This is a genomic window from Delftia sp. 60, from assembly GCF_002754395.1.
GTDB lineage: Bacteria > Pseudomonadota > Gammaproteobacteria > Burkholderiales > Burkholderiaceae_C > Comamonas > Comamonas acidovorans.
Map to the genome: position 1 here is coordinate 439,873 of NZ_PEFD01000001.1, position 20,570 is coordinate 460,442.

The 20,570-nt window shown below is 68.3% G+C and carries 21 protein-coding genes and 1 tRNA gene; 15 read left to right on the forward strand and 7 right to left on the reverse strand.

Annotated elements, in window-relative coordinates:
* The first annotated feature begins 131 nt into the window (after positions 1-131).
* Positions 132-1,235, forward strand: coding sequence for an alanine racemase (gene alr, locus CLV01_RS01935; protein WP_034397810.1), 1,104 nt, complete (start codon positions 132-134; stop codon positions 1,233-1,235).
* Here the strand turns inward: alr and CLV01_RS01940 are convergent, their stop codons facing one another.
* Entirely contained in the window at positions 1,236-1,676 is a 441-nt protein-coding gene (locus CLV01_RS01940) for a MarR family winged helix-turn-helix transcriptional regulator (RefSeq protein ID WP_012202251.1), read from the reverse strand.
* Positions 1,677-1,772: 96 nt separating this feature from the next.
* Between CLV01_RS01940 and CLV01_RS01945 the strand changes: the two genes are divergently transcribed.
* The gene (locus CLV01_RS01945; RefSeq protein WP_099732485.1) at positions 1,773-2,585 is read left to right on the forward strand and encodes a siderophore-interacting protein; all 813 of its coding nucleotides are present in this window, start codon (positions 1,773-1,775) and stop codon (positions 2,583-2,585) included.
* A gap of 66 nt (positions 2,586-2,651) precedes the next feature.
* Here the strand turns inward: CLV01_RS01945 and CLV01_RS01950 are convergent.
* A tRNA-Met gene (locus tag CLV01_RS01950) sits at positions 2,652-2,728 on the reverse strand.
* A 143-nt stretch (positions 2,729-2,871) separates the two neighbouring features.
* On the opposite strand from CLV01_RS01950, the gene radA reads away from it, so the two are divergent.
* The 4 genes from radA to CLV01_RS01970 all read left to right on the forward strand — a co-directional run bounded on the left by radA (position 2,872) and on the right by CLV01_RS01970 (position 5,993).
* A complete protein-coding gene (gene radA / locus CLV01_RS01955; protein WP_043821911.1) occupies positions 2,872-4,257 on the forward strand; it encodes a DNA repair protein RadA in 1,386 nt (461 codons plus the stop codon).
* A gap of 78 nt (positions 4,258-4,335) precedes the next feature.
* The gene (locus tag CLV01_RS01960) at positions 4,336-4,767 is read left to right on the forward strand and encodes a glycerate kinase (protein WP_099732484.1); all 432 of its coding nucleotides are present in this window, start codon (positions 4,336-4,338) and stop codon (positions 4,765-4,767) included.
* Positions 4,768-4,809: 42 nt separating this feature from the next.
* The gene (locus tag CLV01_RS01965) at positions 4,810-5,748 is read left to right on the forward strand and encodes a branched-chain amino acid transaminase (RefSeq protein ID WP_034397818.1); all 939 of its coding nucleotides are present in this window, start codon (positions 4,810-4,812) and stop codon (positions 5,746-5,748) included.
* A 35-nt stretch (positions 5,749-5,783) separates the two neighbouring features.
* Positions 5,784-5,993: a zinc-finger domain-containing protein gene (locus CLV01_RS01970; RefSeq protein WP_012202256.1), complete on the forward strand. Its 210-nt coding sequence runs from the start codon at positions 5,784-5,786 to the stop codon at positions 5,991-5,993.
* Between the two features lie 31 nt (positions 5,994-6,024).
* Here CLV01_RS01970 and CLV01_RS01975 read toward each other — a convergent pair whose 3' ends face one another.
* Positions 6,025-6,897 carry a glycosyltransferase family 32 protein gene (locus tag CLV01_RS01975; RefSeq protein ID WP_099735005.1) on the reverse strand — a complete coding sequence of 291 codons (873 nt, stop codon included), beginning with the start codon at positions 6,895-6,897 and terminating at the stop codon, positions 6,025-6,027.
* A gap of 131 nt (positions 6,898-7,028) precedes the next feature.
* Here CLV01_RS01975 and CLV01_RS01980 point away from each other — a divergent pair, with 131 nt between their 5' ends.
* The 6 genes from CLV01_RS01980 (at position 7,029) to CLV01_RS02005 (ending at position 12,789) form a co-directional block, all read left to right on the forward strand.
* Positions 7,029-8,297, forward strand: coding sequence for an O-antigen ligase family protein (locus CLV01_RS01980; RefSeq protein ID WP_099732483.1), 1,269 nt, complete (start codon positions 7,029-7,031; stop codon positions 8,295-8,297).
* The gene (locus CLV01_RS01985; protein ID WP_013800191.1) at positions 8,294-9,415 is read left to right on the forward strand and encodes a glycosyltransferase; all 1,122 of its coding nucleotides are present in this window, start codon (positions 8,294-8,296) and stop codon (positions 9,413-9,415) included. The genes CLV01_RS01980 and CLV01_RS01985 overlap by 4 nt, the downstream gene beginning before the upstream one ends.
* Positions 9,412-10,449 carry a glycosyltransferase family 2 protein gene (locus CLV01_RS01990; RefSeq protein ID WP_099732482.1) on the forward strand — a complete coding sequence of 346 codons (1,038 nt, stop codon included), beginning with the start codon at positions 9,412-9,414 and terminating at the stop codon, positions 10,447-10,449. The genes CLV01_RS01985 and CLV01_RS01990 overlap by 4 nt, the downstream gene beginning before the upstream one ends.
* The gene (locus tag CLV01_RS01995; protein WP_099732481.1) at positions 10,446-11,399 is read left to right on the forward strand and encodes a glycosyltransferase family 32 protein; all 954 of its coding nucleotides are present in this window, start codon (positions 10,446-10,448) and stop codon (positions 11,397-11,399) included. Before CLV01_RS01990 ends, CLV01_RS01995 begins: the two co-directional genes overlap by 4 nt.
* 103 nt (positions 11,400-11,502) lie before the next feature.
* Entirely contained in the window at positions 11,503-11,919 is a 417-nt protein-coding gene (locus tag CLV01_RS02000) for a GNAT family N-acetyltransferase (RefSeq protein WP_099735003.1), read from the forward strand.
* A gap of 432 nt (positions 11,920-12,351) precedes the next feature.
* Positions 12,352-12,789, forward strand: coding sequence for a hypothetical protein (locus tag CLV01_RS02005; RefSeq protein ID WP_099732480.1), 438 nt, complete (start codon positions 12,352-12,354; stop codon positions 12,787-12,789).
* A 15-nt stretch (positions 12,790-12,804) separates the two neighbouring features.
* Here CLV01_RS02005 and CLV01_RS02010 read toward each other — a convergent pair whose 3' ends face one another.
* From CLV01_RS02010 to CLV01_RS02020, 3 genes are all read right to left on the reverse strand, one after another.
* Entirely contained in the window at positions 12,805-14,031 is a 1,227-nt protein-coding gene (locus CLV01_RS02010; protein ID WP_063327723.1) for an ATP-binding protein, read from the reverse strand.
* A gap of 8 nt (positions 14,032-14,039) precedes the next feature.
* The gene (locus CLV01_RS02015) at positions 14,040-14,801 is read right to left on the reverse strand and encodes a response regulator transcription factor (RefSeq protein ID WP_099732479.1); all 762 of its coding nucleotides are present in this window, start codon (positions 14,799-14,801) and stop codon (positions 14,040-14,042) included.
* A 104-nt stretch (positions 14,802-14,905) separates the two neighbouring features.
* Complete coding sequence (locus tag CLV01_RS02020) at positions 14,906-16,276, reverse strand: AmpG family muropeptide MFS transporter (RefSeq protein WP_096914310.1); 1,371 nt, start codon at positions 16,274-16,276, stop codon at positions 14,906-14,908.
* Between the two features lie 86 nt (positions 16,277-16,362).
* Here CLV01_RS02020 and CLV01_RS02025 point away from each other — a divergent pair, with 86 nt between their 5' ends.
* The 3 genes from CLV01_RS02025 (at position 16,363) to CLV01_RS02035 (ending at position 19,098) form a co-directional block, all read left to right on the forward strand.
* Positions 16,363-17,091 (forward strand): helix-turn-helix domain-containing protein, encoded by a 729-nt coding sequence (locus CLV01_RS02025; RefSeq protein ID WP_013800199.1) that lies wholly within the window; start codon positions 16,363-16,365, stop codon positions 17,089-17,091.
* 72 nt (positions 17,092-17,163) lie between these two features.
* On the forward strand, positions 17,164-18,135 hold the full coding sequence (locus CLV01_RS02030; RefSeq protein WP_099732478.1) for a DMT family transporter: 972 nt from the start codon (positions 17,164-17,166) through the stop codon (positions 18,133-18,135).
* Between the two features lie 60 nt (positions 18,136-18,195).
* The gene (locus tag CLV01_RS02035; protein ID WP_013800201.1) at positions 18,196-19,098 is read left to right on the forward strand and encodes a M48 family metallopeptidase; all 903 of its coding nucleotides are present in this window, start codon (positions 18,196-18,198) and stop codon (positions 19,096-19,098) included.
* Between the two features lie 10 nt (positions 19,099-19,108).
* On the opposite strand, the gene CLV01_RS02040 is transcribed toward CLV01_RS02035, so the two are convergent.
* Positions 19,109-20,566: an aldehyde dehydrogenase family protein gene (locus tag CLV01_RS02040; protein ID WP_099732477.1), complete on the reverse strand. Its 1,458-nt coding sequence runs from the start codon at positions 20,564-20,566 to the stop codon at positions 19,109-19,111.
* Positions 20,567-20,570: the final 4 nt, after the last annotated feature.

The window sequence follows — 20,570 nt, forward strand, 5'->3', positions numbered from 1 at the left end:
TAGGCAGATGGGGTCAGCTGCAGGGCTGCTGACCGGTTAAATAAGGACCCCGTGGCAAGTGACTGGCGGTTATATCACGCGGCCTTTGGCTGGCAGTGCCAGAATCCCAAGCTTCTGACTGAGTGAAAACCATGCCGCGTCCCATTCTTGCCACCATCCATTCCGCCGCGCTTCGCCACAACCTGGAGCGGGTGCGGCAGGCGGTCCCCGATGCCAAATTGTGGGCCGTGGTCAAAGCCAACGCCTATGGCCACGGTATCGAGAACGTGTTCGAGGCCCTGCGCGGCGCCGACGGCTTCGCCATGCTGGACCTGGCCGAGGCCGAACGCGTGCGCCAGCTGGGCTGGCGCGGCCCCATCCTGCTGCTGGAAGGGGTCTTCGAGCCGCGCGACCTGGAGCTGTGCTCGCGCCTGTCCATCTGGCATGCCGTGCACTGCGACGCCCAGATCGACTGGCTGGCCGCGCACAAGACGCAGAACGGCCACCGCGTCTTCCTCAAGATGAACTCCGGCATGAACCGCCTGGGCTTCACGCCCGAGCGATACCGCGCGGCCTGGGCCCGGCTGAACGCCTTGCCCCAGGTGGAGGAAATCTCGTTCATGACCCATTTCAGCGATGCCGACGCAGGGGCCGGACAGCCCGGAATCTCGGCACAGCTGCAGCGCTTTCATGACGCCACGCGCGACCTGCCCGGCGAGCGCAGCGTGGGCAACAGCGCAGCCACGCTGCGCCAGGGCGACGACGCGCTGGTGCGCTGCGACTGGGTGCGGCCGGGCATCGTGCTCTACGGCAGCGCCCCCGACTATCCGCAGCACACGGCGGCCCACTGGGGCCTGCAGCCCACGCAGACACTGAGCTCGCGCATCATCGGCGTGCAGCAACTGACCGAGGGGCAGAGCGTGGGCTATGGATCGCGCTTCACGGCCGACGGCCCCCTGCGCCTGGGCACCGTGGCCTGCGGCTATGCCGACGGCTATCCACGCCACTGCGGCACGGGCACGCCCGTGCTGGTGAACGGCGTGCGCACCCGCACCCTGGGACGCGTGAGCATGGACATGCTGGCCGTGGACCTGACGCCCGTGCCCGATGCCGGCATGGGCAGCGAAGTCACGCTGTGGGGCCGTGCCAGCAACGGCGCGGTGCTGCCCATCGACGAGGTGGCCGAGGCCGCAGGCACGCTGGGCTATGAACTCATGTGCGCCGTCGCGCCGCGCGTGAACAAGACCGTCGATTGATCAGGGCGCAGCCTCCACGCTGTCCCTGGCCCGCTCCAGCAGCGCCATCAACTGCTGTTGCGCGGCGGGCTCCCAATCCTTGAGCAGCCGGGCCGCCAGCGCCTGGCGTGACTGGCGCAGCCGGTCGAACAGGGCCTGTCCCTGCGGGCTGAGGCTCAGGCAGCGCACGCGGCGGTCGCGGGCGTCCGGTTCGCGGTCCAGCCATCCCTGCTCCTGCAGCTGCGCCAGCATGCGCGCGAGCTGGGCCTTGTCCATGTGGCTGTGGTCGACCAGATCCCTTTGCGTGCGGCCCGGGTGCCGGCCCACGTACATCAGCACGCGCACCTCGTTGGGCGTCAGCCCGGGCTCCATGGACTCCATGTCCTCGCGCATGCGCGAGCGGAACAGGTGCAGCAGCTCGTGCATGGCCTCGAAGATATCGGCGGGCAGGGAGGCATTCATGGCAGGGTCTTGTGGAAATACGTTGACAAAGTCAACGGATGACAGAGAATTGGTGGACTAAATCAACATTCTAGGCCGTCGCAGGCCGTTTCGCCAATGAACTTGCCCAATCCAGCCACCTCTGCCGTGACACCGGCCCCCGTCGTCCACCGTGTCCGCCATTCCTTCCGCGCCCGCCATGTGCAATTGCTCTCGCGCGAGCAGCCCAGCCCCGGCTTTGTCCGCCTGACCCTGGGCGGCCCCGATCTGGAGGACTTCGTGAGCGCCGGTTTTGACGACCACGTCAAGCTCATCCTGCCGCAGGCCGGGCGCGAACTGCCCGCGCTTCCCGTGCTGCTCGATGGCCGCCCGACCTTCGTGGAGGACGAGCGCCCCACGTTGCGCGACTACACGCCGCTGCGCTACGACGCCGCGCGCCAGAACCTCATCATGGATTTCGCGCTGCACGATGCCGGCCCCGCCACCGAATGGGCCGTGACCGCCCCGCTGGGCCAGTGGGTGGGCCTGGCCGGTCCGCGCGGCAGCCTGGTGATCTCGGCCAACCTGCCATGGCATTGGCTGTTCGGCGACGAGACCGCCATGCCCGCCATCGAGCGGCGCCTGGCCGAACTGCCCGCCGGCAGCCGCGCCGTGGTGCGCGTGCAGCTGCGCAACCCGGCCGACCGCCGCCAGTGGAGCAGCACGGCCCGGCTGGACTGCGATTGGGTCGAATCGCTGGCCGACGCCGTTCAGGCGCTGGAGCTGCCCCAGGACGACGGCTACATCTGGGCGGCGGGCGAGCACAGCGCCATGGCCGAGCTGCGTCGCCTGCTGCTGGCCAAGGGCGCATCGCCCAAGCGCATGCGCGTGGCCTCTTACTGGAAGCAGGGCACGGCTGACCACCATGAAGACCTGAACGATCCCAGCTGACCTGCCTGGAGAAAAGAACGGAAGTACAGACGAAAAAAAGCCCACCGAAGTGGGCTTTTTTCGTGGTGGTTGCGCGAGAAGGATTTGAACCTCCGACCTTTGGGTTATGAGCCCAACGAGCTACCAGACTGCTCCATCGCGCGGTAATCCGCAGTAATTTCGTTTTCACTGCATTTTCTGCAGCGAAGAAGTGAACTATAACCGATATCTTTCCGTCACGCAACTGCGATAGGCGCGAAACATGCGTGCCAGGGCGGCAGCCACTGCTCGGTATAGTGCTCACCCCATGGCCAAAGACAAAACCACGTTCATCTGCAATGCCTGCGGAGGCACCAGCCCGCGCTGGCTGGGCAAATGCCCGGCCTGCGGGGCCTGGAACTCGCTGATCGAGGCCGTTGCCGAGCCTGCGAGCGCGGGCAAGAACCGGCTCAGCCAGCCCCAGGGCTATGCGGGCCTGGCCAATGTCCAGGCCGTGATGCCGCTGTCGGCCATCGAGGCCCAGGACGTGGCGCGCACGCCCAGCGGCATCGAGGAGCTGGACCGCGTGCTGGGCGGCGGCATTGTCGAAGGCGGCGTGGTACTGATTGGTGGCGATCCCGGCATCGGCAAGTCCACCCTGCTGCTGCAGGCCATGGACGCGCTGCACCGCGTCGGCCTGCCCACGCTGTATGTCACGGGCGAGGAAAGCGGTGCCCAGGTCGCGCTGCGCTCGCGCCGCCTGGGGCTGGAGGCCAGCCAGGTCAACGTGCTGGCCGAGATCCAGCTGGAGAAAATCCTCGCCACCATGGAGGCCACCCAGCCGGCCGTGGTCGTCATCGACTCCATACAGACCGTGTACTCGGACCAGCTGTCCTCGGCGCCGGGCTCGGTGGCCCAGGTGCGCGAATGCGCGGCCCACCTCACGCGCGCGGCCAAGACCACGGGCATCACCGTGATCCTGGTCGGCCACGTGACCAAGGAAGGCGCACTGGCCGGACCGCGCGTGCTGGAGCACATGGTGGACACGGTGCTGTACTTCGAGGGCGATACGCACAGCAACTTCCGCCTGGTGCGCGCCATCAAGAACCGCTTTGGCGCCGTCAACGAGATCGGCGTCTTCGCCATGACGGAGAAGGGCCTCAAGGGCGTGACCAACCCCAGCGCCATCTTCCTGTCCCAGCACAGCGAGCCCGTGCCCGGCTCCTGCGTGCTGGTCACGCTGGAGGGCACGCGCCCCATGCTGGTGGAGATACAGGCCCTCGTCGATCAGGGCGGCCCCGCGCCGCGTCGCCTGTCCGTGGGCCTGGACCGCGACCGGCTGGCCATGCTGCTGGCCGTGCTCAGCCGCCACGCGGGCGTGGCCTGCGCGGACCAGGATGTGTTCGTCAACGCCGTGGGCGGCGTGCGCATCAGCGAGCCTGCGGCCGACCTGGCCGTCATGCTGTCCATCACTTCCAGCCTGCGTGGCCGCGCCCTGCCCAAGGGATTCCTCGCCTTTGGCGAAGTGGGCCTGGCCGGCGAAGTGCGCCCCGCGCCGCGCGGCCAGGAGCGCCTGAAGGAAGCGGCCAAGCTGGGCTTCACCATGGCCGTGGTACCCAAGGCCAATGCGCCCAAGAAGGCCATCCCTGGTCTGACCGTTCATGCCGTCGAACGCGTGGACGAGGCCATGAACATCGTCCGAGGGATGGGCTGACGCGCTTGCCGAGCGCATTGCGGGGGCATACGCACTGTCCGCAGCGGCCCTGCGGCGCCTCCTAAGACAATCGGCGCCATGAATTTGCGCAATATCCTGATTCCTCTGGGCCTGCTCGTACTGCTGGTGGCTGCGCACCAGTCCTATGGCTGGATGGGTGTGGTCGCCGTGGGCGGCGGCATCATGATGTGGCTGTTGCTGCATTTCACGCGGCTGATGTCCATCATGAGGAAGGCCTCGGACCGGCCCATGGGCTATGTGGGCAGCGCCGTCATGCTCAACGTCAAGCTCAAGCCCAAGGTGTCGCTGATGCACGTGGTGGCCATGACGCGCTCCCTGGGCGAGCGCCTGTCCGAGGAGGGCCAGCAGCCCGAGATCTACCGCTGGACCGACGGCACGCAGTCGCATGTGACCTGCGAGTTCAAGAGTGGCCGTCTCATGAAGTGGACCCTGGTACGCCCCACGCCCGAGCCGGCGTCTGCGGCCCCCGAGGCAGCCCCTGCGCCCTAAAATACCGGTTGGTGTTCTGTTCAATACCCCAAGGATGTTCCTATGAGCCCCGTTGTTCCCTCGATGGCCGACCGTGACGGCAAGATCTGGATGGATGGCCAGCTGGTGGACTGGCGCGATGCCAAGATCCATGTGCTGACCCACACGCTGCACTACGGCTGCGGCGCATTCGAGGGCGTGCGGGCCTACAAGTCCGAGCAGGGCACGGCCATCTTCCGCCTGGAAGACCACACCAAGCGCCTGTTCAACAGCGCCAAGATCCTGCGCATGCAGATCCCGTTCACCCAGGAAGCGGTGAACCAGGCACAGGTCGAGGTCGTGCGCGCCAACCAGCTGGAATCGTGCTACCTGCGCCCGCTGACCTGGATCGGCGACCGCAAGCTGGGCGTCTCCCCCAAGGGCAACACCATCCACCTGATGGTCGCGGCCTGGGCCTGGGGCGCCTACCTGGGCGAAGAAGGCATGCAGCGCGGCATCCGCGTGAAGATCTCCAGCTTCACGCGCCACCATGTGAACATCACCATGAGCCAGGCCAAGGCGGTGAGCAACTACACCAACTCCATCCTGGCCAACACCGAGGCGCTGGACGACGGCTACGACGAGGCCATCCTGCTGGACGCCTCGGGCTTCGTCTCCGAAGGCTCGGGCGAGAACATCTTCGTCATCAAGGACGGCGTGGTCTACACGCCCGACCTGTCGGCCGGCGCGCTCAACGGCATCACGCGCAATACCGTGATGCACATCTGCAAGGACCTGGGCCTGGAAGTGGTGCAAAAGCGCATCACGCGCGACGAGCTGTACATCGCCGATGAAGTCTTCTTCACCGGCACGGCCGCCGAAGTCACGCCCATCCGCGAGGTGGACCGCATCGAGATCGGCGCGGGCAGCCGCGGCCCTCTCACCGAAAAGATCCAGCAGGCCTTCTTTGACATCGTCAACGGCCGCAACCCCAAGTACGCCCATTGGCTGACTCGGGTCTGAACATCCCTAGAGACCCACGAAAGAGATAAGCAAGCATGACAACGAATGCCACCGTCGAACTGGCGGCCAAGGACCTCAACGCCCAGGGCGGCGTGTTCTGCCCCAGCCCCAAGGCCGACATGAAGCTGTGGAACAGCCATCCCAAGGTCTACCTGGACGTGGCCCACACCGGCGAAGCCAAGTGCCCCTACTGCGGCACGCTGTACCGCCTGAAAGCCGGCGAAGTCTTCGCAGGCGGGCATTGAACAAAGCGGGCCTCGGCCCGCCTTTTTTGTTTCAGGATGCTGCCGGCCGCAATTGCAAAGCCTGGTCCCAAAGACTGCCTGGAACAGCACCGCCATGCAGTGCCTGCATCTCGGCAAAGTGACGGCGTTCGCCTCCACGCAGCTTGACCAGAGGGGCAACGCTGGCAGCTGCTGGCACCAGGCACAGTTGCGGGTAGAGCAAATACCATTTCCAGCGGAGGGCTCGGTGGTAGATGAAGGCCGTGTCTTCGGCCTTGTACAGCACCAGTTGGCCATGGGTCTGACGGCGCAGCACCTGCTGGGCCGCGATATGGCATAGCAAGTAGTCTGGGTCGGGGATCCCCTGTCGAGTGGCTTCCCAACTCGGGTCTGCCTGGGCACGTTCCAGGTACTTCTGCGTACCCTCAATGACCAGCGCTTGGTGGAACTCCTGCTGCCAGGCTGTCACGAAGGACGAACCTGCTGGCGCGCCAAACAGCCAGTTTTCAATCACTGGGTATTCAGGGTCCTGGGTGAAACCTTCCAGATAAAAGCCGACGAACTCGGCCGGACCTCGGGCAGGCAACATCCAGTCCAGCGAGCGGGTCAGCAAAATGCTGGCATCCAGCCAGAAGCCTCCATGGCGTGCAACCAGATACAAGCGGATCCAGTCGGCTTGCTTGGTGGGGGATAATCGCGCGAAATTTTCGGGCAGCGCCTCTTCTGGAACGTGCTGACCCCGGTTCCCCGGATGTACCAGATGGACTGCATATCCGGGGCAGTTCACACGCCAGCTCTGGATGCAGGACAGCACGAAGGCATCGGGCTCCGGGTGATTCCAGTACGTCCAGATCGTCTTCGGAATTTCCGCTGCAAGACCATCGGCTGCCGGGGGCGATGGGGGCAGCTGCAAGGGCGCAGGCATGGTGTAATCTGCGCCGATTTTGGAAGGCGCCGCCCAGCGATGGAGCAGCCTGAATAAGACCGCAGGAATTTTTTTCATGAGCGGATGGAAAGCGGAATGCCCGCATTTTGGGGCAGAAAGTTGCGGTCTTGATGAGATTTGACAAGTCGAAGCTGCCAGGGCTCCTCACGACCCTGGCCGCTATTTTGGTGCCCGGGCTGGCCTTGTGGCTGCGCTCGGGCTATTCCTATGGCGCCGGCCTCATGGTCCTGGGCGCCCTGTGTTTTCTGCATCGCTGGGTCAGATACCGGCAGTCCAACGGCACCTGGCTGCTGGTCGCGCTGTTCCTGGGCATGGCGGTGATGTGGTACTTCCTGTCCGTGCTGGACGGGGGCACCGGGCAGTTCGACCGGCCCGTGAAATTCATCCTGGGCGCGGTCAGCCTGCTGTTCGCCATGTGCTATCCGCCCACGGCGCGGATCTTCCTGTGGGGCATTCCGCTGGGCAGCGCAGGCGCGGGCTTCATGGCCCTGTGGCAGGTCTGCGTGCTGGGCATGGAACGGGCCACGGGTTACACCAATGCCATCCAGTGGGGCAACATGGCCTTGCTGCTGGGCTGCTTCTCCTGCATCTATTCCGTGTCCTTCTGGCACCAGCGCTCCCTGCTTTGGCGCCTGCTGGTGCTGGCGGCTGCCGCGCTGGGGGCGCTGGCTTCGCTGCTGTCGGGCTCGCGCGGCGGGTGGCTGGCGCTGTTGCCCATGTTCTTCATGCTGATGGTCCTGGTGCGCATGTACCGCCCGCAGTACTTCGGGCGCCTGTTGCTGGGCTGCGCTGCAATTGTGGTGGCGCTGGCCACCGTGATGGCCTTCATCCCGCGCGTCAGCGAGCGCGTGGATGAGGTCTACCTGGATGTGAGCACCTACCTTCATGCCGGCAACTCCAACACCTCGCTGGGCACCCGGCTGGAGCAGTACCGGCTGGCCGTGCAGATGATCGGCGAGAAGCCGCTGCTGGGCTGGGGCATGCAGGGCTATGTGGACGAGATGCACCGGCGCGTGGACGCCGGCAGCTATGGCCAGTCCATCCGCGAATACAACTTCATCCACAACGACTTCCTGGACATCTGGGTCAAGCTCGGCGTGCCGGGCGTGCTGCTGCAGGCGGCACTATTCATCTCGCTGCTGTGGCTGTTCTGGCCCTCGCGGCGGCGCATGGCGCTGTGGCCTGCGGACAGCACCCCCTGGCGCGAGGCCCTACTGCTGCGTATCCTGGGCAGCCTGATGCCAGCCATGTACCTGGCGTTCGGCATGTCACAGCAATTTTTCGTGCACAACAGCGGCATCGTCTTCTTCGTCTTCCTCGTGGTGGCCCTGTGGTCATCGCTGCATGGCCTGGAAAGGGCCAGCGGAGCCGTGCGGTGACGGAGCGCGCCACCACGGCCCGGCCCCGGGTGCTGCACTTCGTGACGGGCGGCTTCTCGGGTGCCACCCAGGTGGCGGTGGATCTGGTGTCGGCGCACCGCGCGTCGGGCCGCTTCGACGCCAGGCTGGTGCTGCGGCGCAAGCGCAATACCTCCGATGAACGCGTGCAGAAGCTGCGCGACGGCGGCATCGATGTCGACGTGGTGGCCGGCTGGTCCCATGCCGCCACCGTCTGGCAACTGCGCCGCATCTGCCTGGACTTTCGGCCGGACATCGTGGTCGCCCATGGGTTCAGCGACCACCTCTGGGGCCGCTTTGCCGCGCTGTGGGCCGGCGTGCCCTGCCTGGTGCATGTGGAACACAACTCGCGCGAGCGCTACACGCGCTGGCGGCTGGCGCAGGCCCTGTGGCTGACCGAGCGCACGGCCGCCATCGTCGGCTGCTCCGAGGGCGTGCGCCAGAGCCTGCAGGACCGTGGATTTCCTGCGGCCAAGCTCATGGCCATCAGCAACGGCATCCGGCCCGAGCCCTATCTGCAGGAGCCACCCCCCTTGCTGCAGCGCCGCCCGGACATCGTCATGGCCGCGCGCTTTGCGCGGCAAAAGGACCATGCCACCTTGCTGCGCGCGCTGGCCGTGCTGCGCCAGCGCGGCCTCAAGCCCACGCTGACCCTGGCCGGCGGCGGCAAGGCGCGCGCCCAGCAGGCGGCGCAGCGGCTCAGCGCCGAACTGGGCCTGCAGGACCAGGTGCAATTCATCGGCATGTGCAACGACGTGCCCGGCCTGCTGCGTGCGCACCGCGTCTGCGTGCTGTCCACGCACTACGAGGGCATGCCCCTGTCCCTGCTGGAAGGCATGGCGGCGGGCTGCGTGGTGGTGGGCAGCCGCGTGGTGGGCGTGCAGGAAGTGGTGCGGCCCGGCGACAACGGCCTGCTGGCCGCGCACGCCGACCCTGAATCGCTGGCCGACGCCCTGCAGCAGGCGCTGCAGGATGACGAGGCCGCCGTGCGCATGGCCGCCACCGCGCGGCAGGAAGCCCTGTCGCACTACAGCCTGCAGCGCATGACCGGCCAGTACGAAGACCTGTTCGCCCGCCTGCTGCAGGGGGAGCGTCCGTGACCTGGCTCAGCATCCTGGTGCCCGTCTACAACGTGCTGCCCTACCTGGAGGAATGCCTGCAGTCCGTCATGGACCAGTCCGATGCCGGCGTGCAGGTGCTGGTGCTGGACGACTGCTCCACCGATGGCTCCTGGGCCCTGATGCAGCAGCTGGACCAGCGCTGGCCCGGCCGCCTGCAGCTCATGCAGCACGAGCGCAACGCCGGCCTGAGCGCGGCGCGCAACACCATGATCGATGCGGCCACGGGCGACTACCTGTGGTTCCTGGACTCCGACGACAAGCTGCTGCCCGGCGCGATTGCCGGGCTGTCGGCCATCGTGAAACAACATGCGCCCGATGCCGTGCTCTGCGACTTCTCCGTCTGGCGCGAGGCCCCGCGCCTCAAGCACCGCCTGCGCGGCGAGGCGCACCGGCACAGCTTCCAGGGCCCCACGCTGCAGCGCTCGCAGGACCGGGGTGCCCTGCTGGCCGGCCTGCTGCGCAGGGGCCAGCTGCATGCCTGGTCCAAGATCTCGCGCCGCAGCCTGTGGGATGCGGGCCTGCGCTTTCCTGCGGGCCGCTACTTCGAAGACATGATGACCATGCCGCAGATGGCGCTGCGCTGCAGCAGCTTCTACTACCACCCCCAGCCCTGGGTGGCCTACCGGCAGCGTGCCAACTCCATCCTTGCGTCCATGACGCCTGCCAAGGCGGCAGACCAGTCCGCCGCCCTGTGGCCGCTGGCGCAGGCCGTGCAAGCCCTGCAGGATGATGCGCTGCGCAACGACGGGCGCCTGCACTTCGCCTGGGCGCACCAGGCCGCGCGCAACCTCATCGGCGCCCTGCGCTTTCTCGACCGGCAGCGGGACATGCCGCCCGCGCAGCGGCAGGCACTGGCCCAGCAGTTCCTGGCGGACTTCGGCCGCATCTCCCCGCTGTCCCTGCCCGCCCTGCGCCAGGTCTATCTGCGGCGCGGCGGGTGGCTGCGCGCATGGAAGCTGCGCAACTGGGAGCGCCGCGCGCAGCAACTGGGAACACCGGGAGCCCCTGCATGAGCGGCCTGAAACTGAAAACCCGGGGCGAGCTGTGGCTGGCGGCCGGCATGCGCCGCTTCTACGCCACCTTCCCACGCCGCCTGGAGCAGGGCCCCGCGCCCGACTTCCGCAGCCATGACATCGGGCCTGCGGCGCCCGTGCCCGTCTCCACGCCCATTCCCCGCATCATCTGGGCCTACTGGAACGGCGACTCGGTGCCCCTGCTCATACAGCGCTGCTTTGACAACTGGGCCCGCCTGAACCCCGGCTACAGCCTGCGCATCCTCAACGACGCGCAACTGCCGCAGTACGTGCCGCAACTGCCCGGCAACCTGCAGCAGCTGCCCGTGGCCAAGCGCTCGGACTGGCTGCGCCTGGAATTGCTGCACCGCCATGGCGGCATCTGGCTGGATGCCAGCACCATCCTCACCGAGCCGCTGGACTGGCTGCTGGAGCAGCAGCAGCGCAGCGGCGCCGACCTCGTTGCCTACTACCTGGAGCGCTACACCCGCGACCCGCAGGTGCCCGTGGTCGAGAACTGGCTCATGGCTGCGCCCCCGGGCAGCGCCTTCATCGCGGCCTTGCACAAGGAATACGTGGAGCAGGTCCTGCCGCAGACGGGCGAGGCCTATATCGCCCAGCTCCAGCAGGCCGGCGAATACGAGCAACTGCGCCAGGGCATCGACATGCCCGCCTACCTCAGCATGCACCTGGCCATGCAGCGCGTGCTGCGCGCCGGCGGCAGCTACCGCCTGCGGCTGGCCAAGGCCGAGGACGGCCCCTTCTTCCTGCACGTGCAGGGTAACTGGGGCCGCACCCCGCTCAAGATCCGCCTGATGTTCTCCCGCACCGAACAGGCGCCCGTGCCGCTGATCAAGCTGCGCGCCCCCGACCGCAAGAAGCTGGACTTCTACCTGGAGCGCGGCCTCTACGTGCCCGGCAGCATCGCCGACCGCTACCTGCGGGGCTGAATCCCGCTCATCGCCTTCCATGGCGAGCCAGAGCTGTCTGCGACGATGTGCCCGATCCGGTGCACCATCATCGTGGGATTGCGTTTGAATGGGGGAGATGCATATGCACCAGGACTACGCCATCCTGAAGCGCCAGGACAATATCGATGCGTATTTCAAAGATATAGAGAAGATATACGTCTCCAATGGCTGGGGCAGCAGCTATCCGGAAGGCCTGCTTCGTCAGATGTTCAGTGCCTCCTACTACCTGCTGGCGACGACCACCAGCGGTGCTGTCGGCTTCCTGCGCGGCTTCACCGACGGCGCCATGGTCACGCACCTCAGTGCAATCGTCGTGGACCCCGGGCTGCAGCGGCGGGGCATCGGCAGGCTCCTCATGCAGAAATTCCTGCAGGATATTGGCCACACCACCATTTATGCAGAGGCCCTCAATCCTCAGGCTGCCCAGCTTTTGGAGCGGCATGGGTTTGGCGAAAGCCGGAATCTGAGGGTGTACTCGAGGACAAAAACGCTTGGCTGACCCGCCGCCGAGCACTGCACGCACCGCACGGCCAGCGATCAAACGGGTATGGCTGCCAGGGCTCGGCTGGCCGGCCCGCCCTGGCCCCGTTAAACTGGCCGCAAGCCGAAAGGCCCGGTGCGTAGAAACACCTTCCGTGAGGTTGCAGCCCCCACCTTAAAGCGGGGCTTTGTCATGCCTTATCTCGTCGGATTGGCGCATTTGCTTGCGCCTGTCCGCATGGTTTCGGGCGTGGTGGGGGCTATCCGCAAGGACGCCCGCACGGCTACGGACGTGTTTCTAACCACCACGCCCACCTGTTGTGCGTAGAAACTCAACCGGTGGTTTTCTGTGATCTCGTAGGAAAACAGACCATGACCCTCCCCATCCTTGCCAGCCCCAGCGCTGCGCTTGCCCCTTCCAGCCCTCTTCTCTATCAGGAGGGCTGACCCCATGACATCCCGCAAAAACACTGCCGGCGCGGCAGTGCAGGCGCAGCCGTTGCCGTTGCGGCCGCCAGCCGCAAGGCCCTCCGACTGGCCCAGCGCCTGGCAGGCCATGCATGTCTGTCTGGTCGTCATCGAGGGGCGGCTGGTCACCCTGGCCGAGGTCTGTGGCAAAAAGCCCGACCGCAAGGCCCGCCAGTTCGACGTGGAATGCGCGGTGGAGCTGGCGCTGGCGCACATACGCCGCATGCGCGCCGACCCGCCGGACAGTCACCAGGCGTTCGAGCAGCAGTGGCACCTGGCCTCCTGCGTCATCGAGCTGGCCGATGGCGCCTACCGCTTCCCCCGCTCGCGCTACGGCCGCCTGCTCAAGCGCACCCGCTGGCATTTCGACCTGCTCAGGGATCTGGTGGAACGTGTGGAGTGGCAGCACCGGCGCGGCTGAGCCGCAGGCGGCAGCTCAGGCCAGCGGCAGCCGCAGCACGAAGCAGGCGCCCGGCTGGCCGTCGGCACGGCCTTCGCAGTGCACGCTGCCGCCGTGGCGCTGGGCGATGGAGCGCACCAGGGCCAGGCCCAGGCCCACGCCGCCCGAGCGCTCGCTGGCGCCGGGCAGGCGGAAGAACTTCTCGAAGATGCGCTCGCGGTGGGCCGGCGCCACGCCGGGACCATGGTCGCAGATGCGGATCTCGGCCATGGCGTCCTGGCGCGCCAGCTCCAGCGTGATGGCGCCCTGGCTGTAGCGGCGCGCGTTCTCCAGCAGGTTGCGCACGGCGCGGCGCAGCAGCTTGGAGATGCCGGGCACTTCCAGCGCGTCGGTGGACTGCAGGTCCAGGTCGGCATCCACGCGCGCGCATTCCTCGGCGGCCAGGCCGATCAGGTCCACGGGCTCGATCGTGCCCACGTCGCCCTCATAGGTCTCCAGCCGGCTGGCCAGCAGGATCTCGTCCACCAGCTGGTCCAGCTCGCTGATGTTGCGCTGGATCTCGGCGCGCGCGCGGGCGCTGGCCGGGTCGTCGCCCATGAATTCCAGGCCCATGCGGATGCGCGTCAGCGGCGAGCGCAGCTCGTGCGAGGCATTGGCCAGCAGCGATTTGTGCGAGGTCACCAGGGTCTCGATGCGCGCGGCGGCGGCGTTGAACTGGTGGGCCAGGTCGGCCACCTCGTCGCTGCCGTGCTCGGGCACGCGCACCGACAGGTCGCCCTCGCCAAAGCGCTTGACGCCGCGCTGCAGGTTCTCCAGCCGCTTGAGCAGGCGGCGGATGATGGGGAACACGCCCACTGCCACGGCCACGCCCACCAGGCCCAGCAGCCACAGAAAGCCGAAGGGCGGGCGCAGCCAGAAGGCGGCTGCGCCGTCGTGCGGCGGGCGGTCGCCGCGCGGCGGGCGCGGCGCCATGTGCAGCATGTAGGTCTGGCCGTCCGTGCCTTCGATCTCGAAGCGCAGGCCCTCCTCGGGCGGGCCGGGCAGGCGCCGCGCACGGCCCTGGGCGATCACGTTGCCCTGGCCGTCGCGCATGGCCACGTCGCGCGAGGGCGGCGAGCTGGCGCTTTGCACGTTCTGCGCGTTCTGCTCGGCCGCGATCTGCCAGGCCCATGCCACCGTCAGCGTGAGCACGGCCACGCCGCCCACCACGGCCAGCCAAATGCGCAGGTACAGGCGCTGGGAGAAGAGGGACAGCAGCTTCATTCGCTTGGCTAGTCTTGTTGTTTGGCGAAGACGTAGCCCACGCCGCGCACGGTCAGGATGCGCTTGGGCGCCTTGGGGTCGGCCTCGATGGCGGCTCGGATGCGGCCCATGTGCACGTCGATGGAGCGGTCGAAGGCCTCCAGCTCGCGGCCGCGCACGGCCTCCATGATCTGGTCGCGCGTGAGCACGCGGCCCGCGCGCTCGGCCAGCGTGACCAGCAGGTCGAACTGGTAGGAGGTCAGCTCGCAGGGCTGGCCCGCCACGGTGACGCTGCGCGCGTCGCGGTCGATCTCCAGGCTGCCGAAGCGCAGTGCCGTGGTCGGCTGGCCTGCGGCCGAGCCCTCGCCGCCGCCGCCGCGCCGGCGCAGGATGGCGCGGATGCGCGCCAGCAGCTCGCGCGGCTCGAAGGGCTTGGGCAGGTAGTCGTCGGCGCCGATCTCCAGGCCGATGATGCGGTCCATGGGGTCTCCCTTGGCCGTGAGCATCAGCACCGGCACCTGGGCTGCGGGGCCGGGCAGGGCGCGGATGCGCCGGCAGACCTCCAGGCCGTCCATGTCGGGCAGCATGAGGTCGAGGATGACGAGGTCGGGCAGGTCGGCGCCGGCCACGCCGTCGGCGGGCTGCAGCTGCTCCAGGCCGCTGCGGGCATCACCCATGTGCGTGACCTGCAGGCCGTTGTTGCCCAGGTAGTCACCCACCATCTGCGCGAGGCGGGTGTCGTCTTCGATCATCAGAAGATGGTGCGTACTCATGGAGGGCAGTGTATTCATGCTGGGGCCTGGCGTCGTATTGCGACGATGCTCGCAGCGCCCCGTCAGCCGTGCTTGTCGCTTGCGTAAAGTTCGGTAAAACAGCGCAGCCTGCGGCCAGCCGCTCAACTGCCGCGTTGCGCGGGCCGCACCGCATGCACGCGCGAGGCCAGCGCGATCAGCACCAGCACGGGCAGGCCCAGCAGGGCCGTGGCCTGGAAGAAGCTCACGTAGCCGTGCGCATCGACAAAGGCGCCCGAGAAGCCGGCCAGCCACTTGGGCGCCAGCAGCATCATGGAGCTGAACAGCGCGTACTGCGTGGCCGAGTACTGCACATTGGTCAGCCCCGACAGGTAGGCGATGAAGGCCGCCGAGGCGATGCCGCCGGCCAGGTTGTCCGCGCTCACCACCCAGACCAGCGCGTTCACGTCATGGCCGCGCGTGGCCAGCCAGGCGAACAGCAGGTTGGTGGCGGCCGACAGCGCGGCGCCCAGCATCAGCACGCGCATCACGCCCCAGCGCATGGCCAGCGCCCCGCCCAGGAAGGCGCCCGCCAGCGTCATGATCACGCCGTACACCTTCGTCACGGCGGCCACCTCGTCCTTGGTGAAGCCCATGTCCACGTAGAAGGGGTTGGCCATGATGCCCATGACCACGTCGCTGATGCGGTAGATGGCGATCAGGCCCAGCACCAGCAGCGCCTGCCAGCGGTAGCGGCCCAGGAAGTCGGCAAAGGGCTCGACCAGCGCGCTGTGCAGCCACTCGGCCGCGTTGCGGGCAGGCGCCAGCGGGCGCGGCACCGGTTCCGGCGAGAGCAGCACGGTCAGCATGCCCACGGCCATGGAGGCGGCCATGGCCAGGTAGGCCACCTGCCAGGCGCCGCTCTGGTAGCCCGCCGTGCCCGCCACCTCGGCGCGGGCGGCCAGCCACAGCACGCCGGCGCCGGCCCAGATCATGGCCAGCCGGTAGCCGGTCTGGTAGGTGGCGGCCAGCGCGGCCTGGCGCTCGGTGTCGGCAGATTCGATGCGGTAGGCGTCCAGCGCAATGTCCTGCGTGGCCGAGCCGAAGGCCACGGCCAGCGCGCACCACACCAGCGGCGTGAGAGAGACGCGCGGATCGTTGAATGCCATGCCGCACAGCCCGGCGACGATGAGCATCTGCGCGAACAGCAGCCAGCCGCGCCGCCGCCCCAGCCAGCGCGTGAGCAGCGGCAGCGGCATGCGGTCCACCAGCGGCGACCAGACCCACTTGAAGGCATAGGCCAGGCCCACCCAGCTCAGGTAGCCGATGGTGGTGCGGTCCACGCCGGCCTCGCGCAGCCAGAACGACAGTGTGCCCAGCACCAGCAGCAGCGGCAGGCCTGCCGAAAAACCCAGGGCCAGCATGCGCAGGCTGGCCGGCTCGGCATAGACGCGCAGGGTCTGGCCCCAGCTGCGGCGGGGCGTTTCGGCGGCGGTGGAGGGGGCGGAGGGGGTGGTGGTGGACGGCTCGGTCATGTTGTGCTGCGGCAGGCTGCGGCCATTATCGGGCCCATGGTGGCGCGGACTGGCGCGCGCTACCATCGCGGGCACAGGATGCCGCCATGGCCTACACCCTCTCTTCCCTCCACAGCGATGCCGCCGCGCAAGACGGCGCGGCCGATGCCACCGATACCGCCTTCGCGCCGCACAGCTCGGTGCGCAGCTACAGCGGCGAGCACCAGGCCCATGCCCACGGCCATGCGCAGATCCTCTATGCGCTGCAGGGCCGCATGGAGCTGGAGGTGGGCGGGCGCAGCGCCTTTGTGGACGCCGTCAGCGGCATGCTCATCCCCGCCGGCGTGGACCACGGCTACCTTGCGGCGCCGCGCTCGCGCGTGTTCGTCATCGATGCGCCCAGCGGCCCGGGGCTGGACCGGATGCGGCGCTTTTCCGTGCCACCGGCCCTGCGCGGCCGGGAGTCGGAAGGCCCGGCCGCCGAGCAGCTGGCCCAGGTGCTGCAGGCGCCCGGCCTGCTGGCGCGCCGGGGGCTGGACCTGCAAGGGCTGGCCGCGCAGGTGCAGGCCGCGCTGCACGAGGACTGGCCCACGGCCCGGCTGGCCGCCCTGTGCCACATGAGCGCCCAGCGCTTTCACGCGCGCTTCGTGGAGCTGGCAGGCCAGCCGCCCCAGGCCTGGCTGCGCGGCCTGCGCCTGGATGCGGCCGAGCGCGGGCTGGCGCGGGGCCTGCCCCTGGAGGCCACGGCGCTGCGCTGCGGCTATGCCTCGGCCAGCGCGCTGGCCTATGCGCTGCGGCGCGACCGGGGCGTGACGGCGCGGCAGCTGCGCGGCTAGCCCGTTCACAGTCCTCCGGACTACGAGCGTTTCTCGACAAATGCCCGGCCGCGCCCGGCGCAACATGGCGCCATGGTTCGCAATTCTTCCGCTTCTTCCTCGGCCGTCGGCATCGCCTTCGTTTCGGTGGCTGCCGTGCTCTGGGGCACGACGGGCACGGCGCAAAGCCTGGGCGCAGGCGGGCTGTCGCCGTTCTGGGTGGGCGCCGCGCAGCTGGCCGTCTCCAGCCTGTTTCTGGGGGCGCTGCTGGCGGTTTCCCATTGGAGGCTGCGCGAGCGGGCCGGGCAGGGCGTGGCGCCCGTCCAGCCGCTGCTGCCCAACCCGGTGCACCTGGGACTGCGCCCGGCCTGGTTCGTGCTGGCATCCATGGGAATCGGCGGCTACAGCATCTTTTTCTACGAGGGCGTGACGCTCACGGGCGTGGCCGTGGGCACGGCCGTGGCCATTGGCAGCGGCCCCATCTGGGCCGGGCTGATGCAGGCGCTGGTGCTGCGCGCGCCCCTGTCGGCCCTGTGGTGGGCCGGCACGCTGGTGAGCGTGGCGGGAGGTGCGGCCATGGTGATGGCACGGGGCGGCGCCACGCTGTCCTGGAGCGGCCTGGCCCTGTGCCTGCTGGCGGGGCTGTCGTACGCGGGCTATGCGCTGATCAACAAGCGCCTGGTCACCCACATGTCGCCGCGCGTGGTGAATTTCTATGTCTTCACCGGGGCGGCCTGCATGGCGGTGCCGATTGCGCTGGTGCAAAGCGGCCTGCCGCAGTGGAGCCTGGCGGCCGTGCTGGTGGTGGTCTACCTGGGAGTGGTGGTGTCGGGCCTGGCGCACATGCTGTTTTCCATCGGGCTGCGCAGCATCTCCGGCCCCACGGGCGTGACGCTGAGCCTGATCGAGCCCGTGGCGGCCTTCGTGCTGGCGGTGTGGGTCGTGGGCGAGCGGCAGCCGCTGCAATCGTGGCTGGGGCTGCTGGCCGTGCTGGCGGGGCTGATGCTGGTGATCGGCGCCGAGATGCGGGCGCAACGGGCCGTGATGGCCGCGCAGATGGTGTAACTCTTTGTAGGCCGGCGCCGCTCTTCACGATGCGCTGTTCTCCGCATGTTTCAGGCATGCATGGCCGCTAGACTTGGCGGCATGCAGCAGCCATCCCATCTCTCCTCCGAACCCTGTGCCCCGTCCGCCTGGGGCTGTGCCTGCGCGCCCTGGCGCGCGCGTCGCGGTTTTCTGCTGGCCGGCAGCGCGGCGGCCATGGGCCTGGCCACGGCGCCGGTGGCGGCACAGGTGCAGGTGGGCGGTGCCTCGGGCCTGCGCAAGCTGGTGCCGGCCGAGACGCTGGAAGGCGCCGCCACCGACCAGTACCAGCAACTGCTGGCCAAGGCCCGCGCCCAGGGCGCACTGGCTGGCGACAGCAACCCCCAGCTGCAGCGGCTGCGCGCCATTGCCCGGCGGCTGATTCCGTATACCGCCCAATGGAACCCGCGTGCCAATGCCTGGCGCTGGGAGGTGAACCTGATCGGCAGCAAGGAGATCAACGCCTTTTGCATGCCGGGCGGCAAGATCGCCTTCTACACGGGCATCATCGAGCAACTGCAGCTCACCGACGACGAGATCGCCATGATCATGGGCCACGAAATGGCCCATGCGCTGCGCGAGCACTCGCGCGAGCAGTTGGCCAAGAACCAGGCCACCAGCATCGGCATCTCGCTGGGCGCCCAATTGCTGGGCCTGGGCGACCTGGGCAATGCGGCGGCCCGCCTGGGCGGCCAGTTGCTGTCGCTGAAATTCAGCCGGGGCGACGAGAGCGAGGCCGACCTCGTGGGCCTGGAACTGGCCGCGCGTGCCGGCTACAACCCCCAGGCCTCGGTCTCGCTGTGGCGCAAGATGGGCCAGGCCACGGGCGACCGCGGCGGCCTGGAATTCCTGTCCACCCACCCCGCAGGCCCCGAGCGCATCCGCGAGCTGGAACGCAACATCCCGCGCGTGGAAGGCCTCTACGAGGCCGCACGGCGCGGGTAGGCAGCCGCCTTCAGGCGGCGGCTTTTTGCTTGGGTTGGTAGCCCATGACGGCCTTGACTTCAAGGTACTCCTTGAAGCCATGCTCGCCCCATTCCCGGCCCGTGCCCGACTGCTTGTAGCCGCCGAACGGCGCGCCGAAGTCCGGTCCTGCACCGTTGAGGTGGACCATGCCGGTGCGCAGGCGCGAGGCCACACGGCGCGCGCGCTCCAGGCTGCCGGACTGCACATAGCCCGACAGGCCGTAGGGCGTGTCGTTGGCCTGGGCGATGGCCTCCTCCTCCGTGTCGTAGGGCAGGATGACCAGCACGGGGCCGAAGATTTCCTCGCGCGCAATGGTCATGTCGTTGCGCACGTCGGCAAACACCGTGGGCCGCACGAAGTAGCCGCGCGCAAGGCCCTCGGGGCGGCCCGTGCCGCCGGCCACCAGGGTGGCGCCTTCGGCGATGCCGGCCTCGATCAGGCCCTGGATCTTGCGGAACTGCGCCTCGCTGACCACGGGCCCCATGTGCATGGCGCCGGTGTCGGCCAATGCATCGCCTACCTTCACGCCCTCGGCAGCGGCCTTGGCCGCGGCCACGGCGCGCGCATGCAGGGCGCGCGGCACGAACATGCGCGTGGGCGCGTTGCAGCTCTGGCCGGAGTTGGTGAAGCAGGCGTTCACGCCCTGGGCAACGGCTTTTTCGATGTCGGCGTCGTCCAGCACGATGTTGGCCGACTTGCCGCCCAGCTCCTGCGTCACGCGCTTGACGGTATCGGCCGAGGCCTTGGCCACGGCAATGCCCGCGCGCGTGGAGCCCGTGAAGGTCATCATGTCGATGCCGGGGTGCACGGACATGGCCTCGCCCACCGAGGGGCCGTCGCCGTTGACCAGGTTGAACACGCCGGCCGGCACGCCCGCTTCGTGCAGGATCTCGGCCACCAGGATGGCATTGAGCGGCGCGATCTCCGAGGGCTTGAGCACCATGGTGCAGCCCGCCGCCAGGGCCGGTGCCACCTTGCACATGATCTGGTTGATGGGCCAGTTCCAGGGCGTGATCATGCCCACCACGCCCACGGGCTCATGCACGATGCCGGTGGTGCCGCGCACGCTCTCGAACTCGAAGTCCCTGAGCACCTGCAGGGTCTGCTTCAGGTGCCCTGCGCCCACGGTGGCCTGGGCCGCGCGCGACAGCCACAGCGGCGCGCCCATCTCCAGCGAGATGGTCTGCGCCACCTCGTCGATGCGGCGCATGTAGACCGCCAGCACCTTGTCCAGCAGGGCCAGCCGCTCGTCGCGCGTGGTCTGCGAGAAGCCGTCGAACGCGCGGCGTGCGGCGGCCACGGCTGCATCGACATCGGCGGCCGAGCCCATGCTGATGCGGGCCGCCACCTCCTCGGTGGACGGATTGATCACATCCAGCGTGCGCGGCACGGCCGGGGGAACCCATTGGCCGTCGATATAGAACTGCAGGTGCTCTTGCGTGCTCATGAAG